Below are 15,530 nucleotides of genomic sequence, written 5' to 3'. Positions count from 1 at the left end.
TAATTATTTGAACGAATATCGTAACTAACATGGAAGAACAGATAAAACGCGCAGTGAGAAACTTGAATATCAGTTATGTTTTCTTTTGGGTGCTTCCCGCATTCTTGCTCGGGGCAGGGGAGTTCGACCTCCTTCCTGTGGGAGCTTTGGTTGACAATGTGCAGGCTACCTATTATTTTGAGACTATTGGCATTCTGCTGACCGCTTTATGCGTGCCGCTTGCATTGAAGCTATTCAGCCTGGTACTGAAAAAGAAAATAGACTACATGACCATTCCCCTTGCATTAAAACGTTATGTGCAGTGGAGCATGGTACGCCTCGGATTGCTCGAAGCGGCTATCATCCTCAACGTATTGTGCTATTATCTGACTCTCAGCAACACCGGAAACCTCTGTATGCTGATCGGTCTGACCGCTTCCCTTTTCTGTCTGCCCAGCGAGAAAAGACTTCGTAACGAACTTCATATCAATAAAGAGTAGGCCGGTATGAAACAGTCTTTTTTGAACAACGACCGCATCTATCTCCGGGCGGTAGAACCGGAAGATCTGGATGTCATGTATGAGATGGAGAACGATCCTTCCATGTGGGACATCAGTAATTTTACAGTCCCTTATTCCCGCTACGTATTGCGGCAATATATAGAAGGTTCACAGTGCGACGTATTCGCCGACAAGCAGTTACGCCTGATGATAATAAGCAGGTCTGATCACCGTGTGCTGGGGACGATTGATATCACTGATTTTGTACCTCTTCATGCTCGTGGCGAGGTAGGGATTGCCGTTTCTAAGGCTGACCGTCAGCAGGGATATGCTTCGGATGCATTGCGGTTGTTGTGTGAATATGCCTTTGATTTCTTGTCGCTGACTCAGCTTTATGCTCATGTGGCTACGGACAATGAAATCTGCATGAAGCTGTTTACTTCATGTGGCTTCGTTCAATGCGGACTATTGAAGAACTGGTTGCAAGTCGGGGGATGTTACAAAGATGCTGCTATTTTCCAGTATCTGAATCCGAAGAAACATTAATTGAAAGTCGGCACTCGTGGAAAGCGGGACCAGGCTTCATACTTGCTGCCCAGTTTTTCCAAGGCTTCTTTCCACATATCCTTGGTGTCACTGTTCATCAGGTAGTCCTTATCTTCTTTAGAGACGAGCCATGTGTTCTCTTTGAGCTCGTCATTCAGTTGTTCGCCTTCCCAGCCGCAGTATCCCAGGAAGAAGCGGATGTGCTGATCTACTTTATTGCCTTGCAGGATGTATTTCTTTATCTCATCAAAGTCTCCGTTCAGATACAGACCTTTGCTGACGGGTATTGCGCCGGAGATATTTGCCAAGGTATGAAGGTAGAACAGGGTATCTGTGGCAACGGGGCCACCTTTGTATAAGGGTATGTCGTTGATATATTTGAACTCTTTGATAATGTCATTGACGAATATCGGTAATGGCTTGTTGATAATCAGCCCCATCGTGCCTTCATCAGTATGATCGATAAGCAGAATTACGGACCTGCCGAATGTGGCATCACGAAGGAAAGGCTCGGAGATGAGAATCTTTCCTCGTGATGGCAATACATTATTTGATTGAATTTTAAATATGTCAGAGTCTATATCCATGCCATCAGATTGATATTCGTGCCACTAATATAAGAAAATAAATGGAATAATAGCCATACTTTCCCATTTTTTTTGTTTTAAGAGCAGCTTTTATGAATCTGTCACCTGATGTGAATATGAATATCCGGGAAAATCTGTCATTCGGCTGTCAGCCAATCGGGTGATGTTGGGCAAACAATTTCATCCTTTCGTCAAGCTGAGCGTACTGATGATCCTTAATAAAAGAGGTACATGCGCGCAATCCTTCTTGATGGCTTCCGGTGGTGACCAGTGAAATGGCACTCACTCCGTAGTACATCAGTTCTTTGGCTAGTTCGCCGCTTGTCATTCCAGGATAGCCGATAGTGAAGTAGAATCCGTCGGCAATCGGATCACCCAAATCGTTGTCATATACCAGGTAAAATCCGTGACGGAGGAAAATTTCCTTTAACCTTTGCGCCCTGTCGCCATATACTTTTACTTCGTTGAGGAAGTTGTATTGACCTTCATTGGCAGCTTTCAGCATGGCAGCCATAGCAAACTGTGCCGAATGGCTTGTTCCGGAAGAAAGCGCATAGAGTACGCGGTGGATAAAGACCGTACCGAATGTTCCCCCGCCATAACGTTTGGTCAGTCCGGGATAACTGCGGTGATACAACTTATCGGAGATGCAGCTCACACCGATACGTTGCCCAGCATAGCTGAAGGCTTTGGAACCGGAAATCAGCAATACGTAATTATCTGTGTAGTGAGCTACTGAAGGTTGGAACGGAGCTTGATAAGGAGTGCTCAGGTCCTGACGGAAATCCATCGCAAAGTATGCCAGATCTTCCAGCACGATTACGTCATATCGGGTAGCAAGTTCACCGATAATGCGCAGCTCTTCGTCTTTCAGGCAAATCCAGCTCGGATTATTGGGATTCGAATAAATAATAGCCGATATATTTCCTTTTTCCAGATAGCTTTCTAGCTTTTCTTTCAGTTTGTCGCCACGGTAGTCGTACACATCGAATGTTTCATACTTTTGTCCCATCACTACCAGCTGCTGTTTCTGCACCGGAAATCCCGGATCGATAAACAGGATCGTGTCTTTCTTTTCGTCGCACTGGCTGCAAGTCAGGAATGAAGCGAATGTTCCCTGCATAGAACCGGTGACGGGCACACAACCTTCCGGACTTAAATCTACATTGATAAATGCCTTGATAAAGTTGGACGCTTCTTTTTTCAGTTCCGGCAGTCCGTTGATGTCGGGATACAGACTTGCAATTCCGTTCTGCAATGCTTCGATTTCCGCTTTCACTCCCACAGCGGAAGCCGGCAGCCCCGGAACACCCATTTCCATTTTGATAAATTCAACGCCTGATGTTGCTTCCGCTTTCGAAGCGATAGCTTTCACTTCACGGATAGTAGCCTTTGAAAAGTCGACAATTTGAAACTCATTGATCGTTTCGTCAATCACATTTCGTTCGATTGGTGTATTTTTCATTCTATTTTCTATTTATTGTAATGCTTGCAAATGTACATGATAATTCTTAATAAATACACTTTTTCAGAAAAAAGATACTCATCCTATTGTAGGTTTCAAAAAAATGTCTACCTTTGCATCCGCAATCGAGAGAGATGCGGATTATTAAAAGAAATTTTGGTGCGTTAGTTCAGTTGGTTAGAATACATGCCTGTCACGCATGGGGTCACGGGTTCGAGTCCCGTACGCACCGCTTTCTTATGAAACAAAATAAAGAAAAGTCCTGAAGTACAATGCTTTAGGACTTTTCTTTTTATCCAATACCCCCCACCCAAAAGCAGCGGAATAGCGTAGTTGGCACTGGCTTATCTGTTGGACTTTCCGGGGAAAAATTCAACGATTAAGATTTGTTTTCGCTGATTCTCAATATTCTGCATAGTCTGATTTGGAACAATACGATTTAACTTTGTACCACTAAAAATGCAAGAAGTATGGGAATTGAAAAAAGACGTAGTACACTCTGTGTGTTGTTTTACATCAAGCGGCAGAAGCTGCTGAAAAACGGGGAGGCTCCCGTCTGTATGCGTATCACCGTTGATAAGCGGAAAGCGGAGATTGTGATCAAGCGCAGTGTGCCGGTAGAAAACGAGGAGCGTATAACAGATCGTAATGTAGCCTTTGAAATGCATTGTGGATTGAACCTGGTGAACGCGATGGTGCACGGAAGAGATAAAAAGGTAGGAAGCTATGCGCTTTTTCCGGCTCTTCTGTTTGAAAACAGGCAGATAAAAGTGAGGCAGGAGGCGGTGATCAATATCATAGAAGAGGCAATAAGAAATGATTATAATATCTGCCTTATGAAAGTGAACCGGCACACGAATGAAGTGGTAGGAGAAGGGGAAATGGTGCTGATACATGAATGATAATGAAACCGGATTGAAAAAATAATCTTTATTCATTAGTACAAGAATAGGATTAAAATAAAATCATTAATAAAAAATAGATTGTGTATGACATAGAAAAGGACTTGAAAAATAATGAAATCATTGAGCTGATGAAATGGAAAAAAACGGATTCCACAAAGATAAAACGGGCTATGTATGAATGAGCATGCTATTTCCATTCAACTTGGTCGTGACTTAAACTAGATGGATTGCATAGTTTGCGGTATGGATAAAAGTGAGACAGGTCAGAGTGAAGTAATGCTGAACATGAAAAATAATCGCTCATTAATAAATGTTTTATGCAGATTTGTGCCGACAAGCGAAATTTTTTATCTATTTTTGTATGTCTATTTTTGAATGCTATGATACAGGTAATACAATTAAAAGGAAAAGACAAACATTTATATCAGCTTTTGGCGCCTCTAGTAATGGATCCGGATGTAATACGTGCAAATAATAACTATCCGTTCAAAACAAACGAGGATTTCGTTTGGTACATTGCGATTGACAATAGAGAAGTGGTGGGTTTCGTTCCGATTGAACAAAAAAGCGGAAAGAAGGCTGTCATTAATAATTATTATGTAGCTGCAGTGGACGAGCAAAGAAAAGATATCTTGTCGCTTCTGCTATCTTCTATAGTCACGGCATTCATACCTGAAGGGTGGACGCTTGATTCTGTCACGCTGATACAGGATCAGGAAACTTTTGAGAAATTCGAGTTTACGTCTATGGACAAAAAGTGGACACGCTATGTAAAAATGAACAGATGAATTATGGGAAAAAAAACAATCACAGGAACAAAAAATGTATATGAATTAGCACAAGAACGACTGAAAGTAATATTTAACGAGTTTGATAATATTTATGTATCTTTCTCGGGAGGGAAAGATAGTGGGGTACTGCTCAATATGTGTATCGACTATATCAGGCGGAATAATCTGAAAATACGTTTGGGGGTATTTCACATGGATTATGAAATCCAATACAAGATGACCATCGACTATGTGGACAGAATACTGGAAGCAAATAAAGACATTGTGGATGTATACCGGGTATGCGTTCCTTTCCGGGTATCTACCTGTACGTCCATGTACCAGTCTTTCTGGCGACCTTGGGAAGATAATAAAAAGGATATATGGGTGCGCTCCATGCCTAAAAAGGCTATGAAGAAAGAGGATTTCCCTTTTTACAATACTACCATGTGGGATTATGAATTCCAGATGCGCTTTGCACAATGGATACATCAGAAGAAGGATGCGGTGCGCACTTGCTGCCTGATCGGTATCCGTACACAGGAAAGCTTTAACCGCTGGCGCTGTATCTACATGAGCCGTAAATTTCAAATGTATCATAAATATAAATGGACCTCAAAGGTGGGAAATGACATCTACAATGCATATCCCATTTTTGACTGGAAAACGACGGATGTATGGACGGCGAACGGGAAATTCCAATGGGACTATAACATCCTGTATGACCTTTATTATCGTGCGGGAGTGAACCTGGAACGTCAGCGGGTGGCGAGCCCGTTCATTAATGAAGCACAGGAGAGTCTGGCCCTCTATCGGGTACTCGACCCCAACACATGGGGAAAGATGATAGGAAGGGTGAATGGAGTGAACTTCACCGGTATGTACGGCGGCACACATGCGATGGGCTGGCAGTCGGTGAAACTGCCCGAAGGCTATACCTGGCGCGAGTTCATGTATTTCCTGTTGTCTACCTTGCCGGAACGGGCACGCAAGAATTATCTGCGAAAACTGTCTGTCAGCGTACATTTCTGGCGGACTAAAGGTGGATGTCTGAGCGATGCAACCATCCAAAAATTAATTGATGCCAAAGTGCCGATTATCGTGATGGATAACAGTAACTATAAAACGTATAAGAAACCTGTACGCATGGAGTATCAGGATGATATTGATATTCCGGAGTTCAGGGAGATACCTACTTACAAGCGTATGTGTGTTTGTATCCTCAAGAATGATCATGCCTGCAAATACATGGGATTCTCGCCGACAAAGGAAGAGATGAGTAAAAGAAGTCAAGTAATGGAACAATATAGAATTATAGTATCATGAGTGTAGATAAAAGCCCGGTCTACGAGGTAAAAGCAGTACCTGTAGAAAAAGTGTATGCGAACGATTACAATCCGAATGTCGTAGCTCCGCCCGAAATGAAGTTGCTGGAACTTTCGATTTGGGAGGACGGCTTTACGATGCCTTGTGTGTGTTATTATAATAAAGAGGAAGACAACTATATCCTGGTGGATGGTTATCACCGGTATACGGTGCTGAAAACCTCGAAACGTATTTATAAACGTGAAAACGGTTTGCTTCCGATTGTGGTGATCGACAAGGATTTGTCGAACCGAATGAGTTCCACTATCCGGCATAACCGTGCCCGTGGAATGCATAATATCGAACTGATGTGTAATATTGTGGCAGAACTGGACAGAGCCGGAATGTCTGATCAGTGGATCATGAAGAACATTGGTATGGACCGGGATGAACTGTTGCGTCTGAAGCAGATTTCGGGACTTGCGGATCTATTTGCCAATCGGGAGTTCAGTATCCCGGATGAGGTGGCACCTACGGAGATGGAACGGAAAACGCTGTAGACGTTATCAACTCAGAATAAAGCTTGAAAAGGCCCTTGGATGATTTCATTCAGGGGCCTTTTTTAATATGGATTTTATTTATAATAATTCACTTCAAAAGTTTCGAATGCCGTAACTTTTGGATTTTTTATATTCGAATAATGCAAAATAAAGATTTGATCCTTATTGCCTTTCATTATTCGTAAGCGCATTGGAGTTCTCCTGCATTTTTAGTCTTTTATTTAAACTTTCATTGTCAGTATGAGAAATGGATGAAATTCCTTATCTCATGCAATATACCGACATTTGCAATATCTGATTAAAACGTTTTTTGCGTGTCTAATAAATACAACTATTTAATGAGAGAGATTAAACATAACATATACAATAGAGGGCCGATTATTTTCCTGTTATTGCTGATTATTTCATCTTGTATAGATGAGACTTTCATTGATAACGATGATAAGATTAAAAGCTCATATATATCCATCAGAGGGATTGGAGCCAAGGTTGGTATACATCCGGGAACAACTCCTGATGATTATGTTATTGAAACTCTCCGTATTCTGGCTTTTGATAAGGTTACTGAAAACTGTGTGTCTAACGTTCGCTATAATGCTGCGAATGGTGATATTATACAACATCCTATTAATCCGGATAGTTATGATTTTGTTTTTTTGGCGAATGAACCGGCGAATACACTTATTATAGATCAGTTGGATGGAATAACTAAATATGAAGATTTAAACGATATTGCATATCCGGAGAGATATTTTTCGTCTGATTTGATTATTCCAATGATACAGGAAATTAAGAATATAACTGTATTGCCCAATGGTCAGGGAGCTCAGGTAAATGGTGGCGCGGTTGTTAATGTGCTGCAATTGGGACTTGACAGGTTAGCCGTCCGCTTGGATGTTGTGTTGGAGGCTGAAGATAATCTGGAAGCTACCTTTACTGGAATTATATTGGAAAATATTCCCAATGCGGTGCCACTTACGAATAATTATACAGGTGAAGTGGAAAGGAATGTAACACGTACTTTTACTAAAGCAGCTGATGCCGGTTATTTTTCGGACGAGACTCCAACTGCTTCGGACAGATCATGGGCAAAAGGAGTGAATCGAATTATTCTGCCTGCCAATGAGTTGAAGACAGTGGGAGATGCGAGTAAAGCAGTGACTCTTATAGTAGGCATGGGGAATAACTATAGTCCCTCCACTCAATTGAAGACCGCTAGTGATCCGACAGTGAGTTATAGTCTTCCGATAAATACAAAACTTGATTTTCTTGGTATCATCAAAGAGCCCTTGGAAGTGAATATTAAGGCATCAGAATGGGATAAGATTGGAGAAGACTGGGAGATTTCCGGTACCAGAGTCTTGAATGTGTCTGATATTGAGGTTAATATAACAGACTTCAATGGAGCACGAATTGCATTTTGGTCAAATATGCCGGTTGTGAGAGTGTTGGATGTGGTATATGATGAGAATGGTGCTGAAAAAGTGACGAATAATATATTTAATGCCTTGTCTTCTCAAAACTATGCTCCTAACGATGACTTCAGAATCAGGTATGATGCGAAAACAGGACTGGGATATATGGATATTGTGTTGGATCGGCCTAATACCGATGATAATGTGGCAGGTGATAAAACATATACTCTTACTTTATCAGCTTCAGAAGATCATGCGGGGACCAATGCCCTCCAAAGGAAAATTATTGTGCATGTAAAGCAGGAAGGTGTACGATATGTCTTTGAGAAAAATGCTTCTGACAATTTGTGGTCTACTCCTTATGTAGGAGCTTTTTGGGATGATAATGAAGTCGGAGAGAGAGTGATCAAGGGTATAAGATGGGACTATTGGTGGAATTGGACGGTAACAGTGCCTGATGAATACAGGGATTTTATTGTCATAAGTGCCAGCCCGAGTTTTGACCCGAATATTGGTACGGATAATCCAGGGGACGCTGAAGATTATCCGGTTGTTCCTAATGCTTTTAGATTTGAAACAGGGAGCTCTGTAGCAGGGAAAGGACGTGTTTATTTCAGAATAGGATTGAAAAGTAAAAATACAACAGGAAGCCCTAGATATGGTTTTGTGAATGTTCATTACGAAAAGTCTGAAAACAATGTAGTAACGTCTTATGATACTAAATTATTTGTTCGTCAGGGAGGCGATCCGGATTATCTGATGCGGAGTGGGAGTATAAGAGGTGCTTCTGATTATGGAGCTAAATTCTCGCCGTATAACTTGACGATGAAAGCGTTTAAGGATACTCCGGGTACCACAGTTCAGTATCAGGCTATAAATTATAGTAATCTAGCAGGTGAAGTTGATTTTGTAAAGTATCCTACCCAGGCCGGGGCGCATTTTCAGTGGGCACTGCCCATTGCGAATGTAGCTAAGGGACTCCGAGGATATCATCCTACGAATGTGAATATGGGAAGTGCCCCTTGGGCTATAACAGGGTGGCCGATAGAACGTATCAATGGTGTGAACCTTTTTTGGAATCCTTCGACGGGAACTATCCTGAAGAATTATTATGAAATATGTCCTCCCGGGTATGTTCGTCCCACTGATGGACCGGAGGATCGGATTGCAGTGAATAGTTATAATTACGATCAGGTTTATATGTCGGACTGGAGAATGTCTTTATTTGCCGATCCTATGCGGGGAGATGCGGCTTCCAATACGGTAGATAGTCCATATCCGACTAATGGGACATATAAACCGGAATTATATACTCCTGTGCCGCTTTCTGAAGTTATGTATGGATTTTATGCTGATGGTTTCTTTGACAGACGTCCGATCAAGGAGAAAACGATGGTTGATGGCACAACTAGAGGAGAAGGAACATTAGGTTATACTAAATATAGAGGTGTCAGTTTGGACAACGCTGATGCGGCTTATGGTGGTGTGTTAGTATATAACAGTAATACTAGTGCTTCTATCTTCTTTCCGGCTGCGGGAAGAAGATGGCATCTGGATGGTAGTTTGGAATATGCCGGCCAAACGGGATATTATTGGGCTTCCTCTGTTGCACCGGGGTGGACTAAGGTAGTTAGTGGCAATGAAACCGGAGCACCTTATGGAAATATATGGACGATGCAACTTAATTATGCAGAGCCACGCCCGATATCTACAGGACATGTATTTGGGTATTCAATACGATGTGTGAAGAAATGAGGAAAATAGTAATACATATAAATAAACTGTTCTATCTGCTCTTGCTACTGTTGATATCAAGCTGCGAGCATGATATCAATAGTACAGAGCAGCAAGGCGGAGGGAATGATTCGGATGATAAAGTACAGATTGAAATTTTTACTCGTGCTCATTCATACGATCTTCCATCGACGAGGGCTGCTGAAAATGATATCAGCATGACACCTTGGGTGCTTGTGTTTAAGGGAAATGGAGGAAGTGCCACCTTTGTAGAGGCAGTGCAAGCTTTCGAAATGGTAGGAAAAAGATATGTAATATTGACCAAACAAAGTAGTAAATGTCAGTTGCTAATTTTGGCAAATACTCAGAGTAAGTTTTATTATAATAATGATAATGCTAATGGATATGTATTTAATGAGACGAATCTTAATACAAGATTGAGTGGTGTAACGCTGGCGGATGCATGCTCAAAGTTGTTGACTGAACCATTAGCAAGTCCTTCGCTTACAATAATTCCATATAGCGGAACTGGTGAAATAATTCCGATGAGTGCTGTGCTGGAAGTAAATAAGATAGATAATGATACTAAAATACAGAATTCAGATCCGTCTAAGGGGGCATTGTTACTCACTCGTGCAGTAGCTAGAATAGCAGTAGTGAATACAGCAGACAATTTTGAGTTAAATGGAATTATGGCTTTATTCAATGTACCTCGACAGGGACAGTTGCATAACTATAGCAACTCGATCATGAATAATACTTCTAATTTGACGGAGTATCAGGGAGCTTCAGATTACTCAACCCCTTTGGTGGCTGCAAGTGTAGTGACTGAGGGACAGAGTACAAATAGCAATCCCATATATATATACGAGTCTAACACGCTGAATAATACATATATGATTATTCAGGGAAAGTATGATAATAAGGATTACTATTATAAAATGGCTATCGTCGATAAAAACTTGAACGCAATAGATTTGTCTCGTAACAAGTCTTATACGTTTACCATTATAAAAGCCAAGGGACCTGGTTACGACACAATGGCTGATGCTAAAGTGGCTAAACCTTCGAATGTCGACCTTGATTTCAAAATAATTGTGGATGATGGCGATTCGTATGAAATTATAGCTAATAATGATTATTATCTGGGGGTGAGTAATTCGGTCTATATTACTTACTCAGATGTGGATAATATCTATAATGCTTTTGATTTAATAACAGATTGTACAAAGGTTTTTCCTGATACAAGAAATATAACAGATAATAGGGGAGAAGTATCAGGAGCTTTTTCATTAAGTTCTCCCGTAGATGGAAAAATACCTGTTGTAACCGGGGGAGTTGCTTCCCCTCGTATTACTACAGTGAGGGTCTTTACATATACCTGGCTGATGTATTTTGAAAACGGTCAATTTGAAAACGGAGTTGAGAAAAATAATGCATATATAACATTAAAACTTGGAAATTTGGAAAAACAGGTTCATATCAGACAAAGACAGGCGATTAACGCAAGTGGAACTGTACTGGAGTATAGACCTACTGATAGCTATCCGTATCCGGGTACTTACCCTAACTTAATGGACTATCATTGTCTTACCGGTCAGGTTGAGGATGGCGATGATAATCCTAAAAATTGGATAAAATTGCGCCCTTCGACAATGGTTGAAAGAGAAGATACGGAACGGATTATAGTAGAAGATGGACAGATTTTTATTGAAGTATTGCCTAATACTACTAATAATCGCAGAAGGGGAACTGTATATTTGACAACAGTTATGTCTAATGGATCATCGGTAGGTGGGAGTTCTGTGAAGCGTATAAAGATTGATATCACCCAAAAAGGGTGACCTATAAATGTAAGATATAATGAAGAAAGTTATTATACTCATAGTACTTATGCTGGGATGCGTTGCTTTCGAGAGTAAAGCCCAGAAGATAGCTCTGAAAAGCAATCTTCTGTATGATGCTACTACTACCATGAATCTCGGTTTGGAGTTTGGACTGGCACGCAAATGGACATTGGATGTTCCTGTGAATTATAATCCCTGGAAGCCTGATAATGGCAGACGTTTGCGGCATTGGGGAGTACAACCGGAGGTTCGATATTGGTTCTGTGAGAGCTTCAGACGAACATTTATAGGAGTACACGGGCATTATGCGGATTTCAATGTAGGCGGATTTCCTGACTGGTCGTTTATTAGTGAGAATATGCAGAATACCCGTTACCAGGGACATCTGTATGGAGGAGGTATTTCGATAGGACATTCGTGGATATTGAGAAAACGTTGGAGTATCGAAGCATCGGTAGGAGTGGGATATGCACATATTGTATACGAGAAATATCCTTGTGCAACGTGTGGTACTAAACTGAAGGATTCGAGCAAAAATTATTTCGGTCCTACAAAAGCGAGTGTATCACTTATTTATGTAATTAAATAAAATAGAATGATGAAAAGGAGTATACAACTCATCGTATTGGTACTGATGGTTTTATGCCAGAATATAGGTTCGGCTGTTGCCCAGACGCGTTCTTATGATGGAACTATCTCTGTGGTGCTGGTACAACTGGAACAACGCGGTAAATCGGTTTATATAAATATTGACTTCGTCCTGAATGATGTAAGGGTGAAGTCGGCACATGGAGTGGATTTTATTCCACGGCTGATTGCTCCGACACGTAATCTTAATCTTCCGAAAGTGTCAATCAAAGGACACAATGAGTACTTGGCTTATGAACGTTGGCTTTCTCTGATGAGTACTAAGGAGAAGAATCTCTACGAAAAGCCTTATGTTGTAGAGAAAAGTAGTAAGAGAAGAAATGATACGATAAAGTATAGATATGTATTGCCTTATGAATCGTGGATGGATGATGCTCAAGTGGAGGTACAACGTGATGAGTGTGGCTGTGGTGAAACTCAATTGATGAGTGTGGAACCATTAGGTGACGTTGATCTGGAACGTATGCTGGTGCCGTATGTGGTAGTGCCTCACCTTGCTTATTTGCAACCGGCTGCGGAAGAAGTGAAGAACCGTGAAATACAAGCGGAATGTTTCCTTGATTTTGAGGTGAATAAAATTAATATTCGTCCGGAGTACATGAATAATCCGAAGGAGCTGGCCAAAATTCGTGCAATGATTGATGAATTGAAGTCTGATCCCAGTATTAAGGTAAACAAGCTGGATATTGTGGGCTATGCTTCACCTGAAGGATCATTGGCGAATAACAAGCGTCTGTCCGAAGGACGTGCAATGGCATTGCGTGATTATCTGGCATCAAAATATGATTTCTCACGAAATCAGTATTATATCGTCTTCGGCGGTGAAAACTGGGATGGATTGGTGAAAGCATTGGATTCGTTTGAAATGGAGTATAAAGATGAAGTACTGAATATTATCAAAGATGTTCCTCTGGAAAAAGGAAGAGAAACTAAGTTGATGCAGCTTCGTGGTGGTGTACCTTATCGATATATGTTGAAATATATTTTCCCAAGTCTTCGTGTGGCTATTTGTAAAGTGAATTATGAGATTAAGAATTTTAATGTAGACGAAGCGAAAGAGATTATTAAGACACGTCCTCAGAATTTGAGTCTGAATGAGATGTTCTTGGTGGCTAATACTTATCCGAAGGGCTCGCAAGAGTTTATCGATGTATTCGAGACAGCTGTACGGATGTATCCTAAGGATGAAATAGCCAGCATCAATGCTGCTATGGCTGCCCTTTCGCGCAATGACTTGGTATCTGCGGAACGCTATTTGAAAATGGTAAACGCTCATAAGCAATTACCTGAATATAGCAATGCTATGGGTGTATTAATGTTATTAAAAGGAGATTATGAACATGCGGAAGAATATTTGAAAGCAGCTGCCGAAGCTGGTCTGGAGGCTGCCGGACAGAATTTGGAGGAATTGGCTACGAAAAGAACGAATGCAGCTGAAATTGAAAAGAAAAATAAAAATAGAGATAAATAAACTAGTTACAAACGCTTTTATTAATTTGTAAGAACAATGAAAAAGAAGAATTTTCTTATGTTAGCGCTTGCTGCTGTGGCTTTTGCTGCTTGTAGTAACGAAGATTTGGTGCCGGTGGATAATCCGGGCAACAATAATGACTTGGTGACAGACCCGAATGCAGACGCATGGGTGGCATTAGCAGTAAAGACTCCGGTACAAACTCGTGGATTACATAACCCGAATCAGGAAGCTGCAACTGAAGATGAATCAAAAATCACTAAAGTACGTGCCATATTTTTTACGGCAAATGCAAATGAGGATGCTGCAACTGTGACTGCTGATATCACATTGTCTAATGATCAGGCGGGGCTTGATGCCAATGGTATACCAAGTGGAACTGCAGGCAAGGCTTTTAAAGTTCCTGCAACTTCTAAGAGAATATTGATTATTGCGAATCCATCTCCAGAGTTTGAAAAAAAGACTGTTAGTATGACAGATCAAAAATGGCCTGTTGGAACGCTATATTCAACGGTTAATGCTGCTCTTGATGATGCTGTATCAGATCTGACAATTGCTGGTGAATTTATGATGTCTAACGCCAAAGGATCGTTAGAACCTTCGGATGATGTTGAAACTTCACCAACATTTGGTGATCCCATCGATTTGTCTCTTTATGCAAATGAGACAGCGGCTACTAATAATCCATTGTCTATCAGAATTGACCGTGTTGTAGCAAAAGTTCGTGTATATGTAACTGCTGATTCTGATGCTAAAGCAACAATCTCGGATGCAGGATGGATATTGAATGCTACTAATAAGACATACTTCCCTGTATCTAAGAGAACATTGACTTGGAATGAAACTCCGGCTAATAAGCCAGGTGCTCGCGGTGAGTGTATTACTCCGTTTGACCAGTATAAGATAGGTTCATACAGAATTGACCCTAACTATGGTACTCAAAACTTGAGCTACTATAACTCTTATAGCAGTACTTCAGCTCCTTCTAATTGGAATGATCCTACAACTACGATAAATAAAGTTGCTGAATATTGTCTTGAAAATACGCAGACTGCAACTCATAATGTGCACGCTTATACTACGCATGTATTGTTGAAAGCTAAATTCATCCCGTCTGAATATGGTAGACCTGCACCTAATGATGGTACTCCATCTACAGATCAGGAAACAGACCCGGCGCTTGCTGGTGACTGGATGTTAATTAATGGTGGTTTCTATACTTTTGCTACATTAATGGAGTGGATTGAGGCAGAATTGAAAGCTAAATATGCTGATGGAGAACCTGCTACATTCCCGACTGCTCGTACTACTGCGTACAATAGATATTTAGTAGCTGTTGGTGTGGGTGCAATTGGGCTTCCTCCTACAGCCGATGCTACAGCTATTACTGCTCTTGTTGACGATTTTAAAAATACGAAAGCTCTTGTGGCAGCTATTGCAGCTAAAGACAGAGCTAAAACAGTAACAGGGCTTACTTATTATGTAGGTGCAGTAAGCTACTACAAAATCATGATCAAACATGATGATACTAGCGCTGCAACAAATGAGTTAGGTGAGTTTGGAGTAGTTCGTAACTCTGTTTATGACATTAATGTTAAGAAGTTTAATAACCCGGGATATCCGGCTATTCCAGATCCGGATCCAGATACTCCGGACGAAAGCGACGAAGGCTGGTTATCTATTGAAATTACACCTAATCCTTGGACTTGGTATACTCAAGAGGAAATCATGTAATTCAGAATTAGTAATAGAAATAGATTTTTCAAATAAAAAGTTGTGGGAGAAACTCTCCCACAAC

12 protein-coding genes, 1 tRNA gene and 1 pseudogene are annotated in these 15,530 nt (G+C 41.0%); 12 read left to right on the top strand and 2 right to left on the bottom strand.

Going from position 1 to position 15,530, the window contains the following annotated elements:
- Positions 1-29: 29 nt before the first annotated feature.
- Both BLW31_RS03850 and BLW31_RS03845 read left to right on the top strand, forming a co-directional pair.
- Positions 30-479, top strand: coding sequence for a hypothetical protein (locus BLW31_RS03850; protein ID WP_010537863.1), 450 nt, complete (start codon positions 30-32; stop codon positions 477-479).
- Positions 480-485: 6 nt separating this feature from the next.
- A complete protein-coding gene (locus BLW31_RS03845; protein WP_010537864.1) occupies positions 486-1,025 on the top strand; it encodes a GNAT family N-acetyltransferase in 540 nt (179 codons plus the stop codon).
- On the opposite strand, the gene BLW31_RS03840 is transcribed toward BLW31_RS03845, so the two are convergent.
- The gene (locus BLW31_RS03840; RefSeq protein ID WP_010537865.1) at positions 1,022-1,612 is read right to left on the bottom strand and encodes a YqgE/AlgH family protein; all 591 of its coding nucleotides are present in this window, start codon (positions 1,610-1,612) and stop codon (positions 1,022-1,024) included. The genes BLW31_RS03845 and BLW31_RS03840 overlap by 4 nt on opposite strands.
- 148 nt (positions 1,613-1,760) lie before the next feature.
- Positions 1,761-3,077: an aminotransferase class I/II-fold pyridoxal phosphate-dependent enzyme gene (locus BLW31_RS03835; protein ID WP_010537866.1), complete on the bottom strand. Its 1,317-nt coding sequence runs from the start codon at positions 3,075-3,077 to the stop codon at positions 1,761-1,763.
- Positions 3,078-3,235: 158 nt separating this feature from the next.
- Between BLW31_RS03835 and BLW31_RS03830 the strand changes: the two genes are divergently transcribed.
- The 10 genes and pseudogenes from BLW31_RS03830 (at position 3,236) to BLW31_RS03785 (ending at position 15,466) form a co-directional block, all read left to right on the top strand.
- Positions 3,236-3,309, top strand: a tRNA-Asp gene (locus BLW31_RS03830).
- A 238-nt stretch (positions 3,310-3,547) separates the two neighbouring features.
- Positions 3,548-3,700, top strand: a pseudogene (locus tag BLW31_RS23970) (Arm DNA-binding domain-containing protein); the annotation flags it as partial.
- A 662-nt stretch (positions 3,701-4,362) separates the two neighbouring features.
- A complete protein-coding gene (locus BLW31_RS03820) occupies positions 4,363-4,770 on the top strand; it encodes a hypothetical protein (protein WP_029425534.1) in 408 nt (135 codons plus the stop codon).
- Positions 4,771-4,773: 3 nt separating this feature from the next.
- On the top strand, positions 4,774-6,078 hold the full coding sequence (locus BLW31_RS03815; protein WP_010537869.1) for a DUF3440 domain-containing protein: 1,305 nt from the start codon (positions 4,774-4,776) through the stop codon (positions 6,076-6,078).
- Positions 6,075-6,617, top strand: coding sequence for an IbrB-like domain-containing protein (locus BLW31_RS03810; protein WP_010537870.1), 543 nt, complete (start codon positions 6,075-6,077; stop codon positions 6,615-6,617). Before BLW31_RS03815 ends, BLW31_RS03810 begins: the two co-directional genes overlap by 4 nt.
- A gap of 338 nt (positions 6,618-6,955) precedes the next feature.
- Positions 6,956-9,787, top strand: coding sequence for a hypothetical protein (locus tag BLW31_RS03805; protein WP_010537871.1), 2,832 nt, complete (start codon positions 6,956-6,958; stop codon positions 9,785-9,787).
- On the top strand, positions 9,784-11,610 hold the full coding sequence (locus BLW31_RS03800) for a hypothetical protein (RefSeq protein ID WP_010537872.1): 1,827 nt from the start codon (positions 9,784-9,786) through the stop codon (positions 11,608-11,610). Before BLW31_RS03805 ends, BLW31_RS03800 begins: the two co-directional genes overlap by 4 nt.
- A 19-nt stretch (positions 11,611-11,629) precedes the next feature.
- Positions 11,630-12,202, top strand: a complete 573-nt coding sequence (locus tag BLW31_RS03795) for a DUF3575 domain-containing protein (protein WP_022301077.1) — start codon at positions 11,630-11,632, stop codon at positions 12,200-12,202.
- Between the two features lie 6 nt (positions 12,203-12,208).
- Positions 12,209-13,732 carry a DUF3868 domain-containing protein gene (locus BLW31_RS03790; RefSeq protein ID WP_010537874.1) on the top strand — a complete coding sequence of 508 codons (1,524 nt, stop codon included), beginning with the start codon at positions 12,209-12,211 and terminating at the stop codon, positions 13,730-13,732.
- A 36-nt stretch (positions 13,733-13,768) separates the two neighbouring features.
- A complete protein-coding gene (locus tag BLW31_RS03785; RefSeq protein WP_010537875.1) occupies positions 13,769-15,466 on the top strand; it encodes an Mfa1 family fimbria major subunit in 1,698 nt (565 codons plus the stop codon).
- Positions 15,467-15,530: the final 64 nt, after the last annotated feature.

Origin of the sequence: Bacteroides faecis MAJ27, assembly GCF_900106755.1 — a bacterium.
Taxonomy (GTDB): domain Bacteria; phylum Bacteroidota; class Bacteroidia; order Bacteroidales; family Bacteroidaceae; genus Bacteroides; species Bacteroides faecis.
The sequence above is the reverse complement of the archived record's forward strand: the minus strand, read 5'-3'. Positions and strand labels throughout refer to the sequence as shown.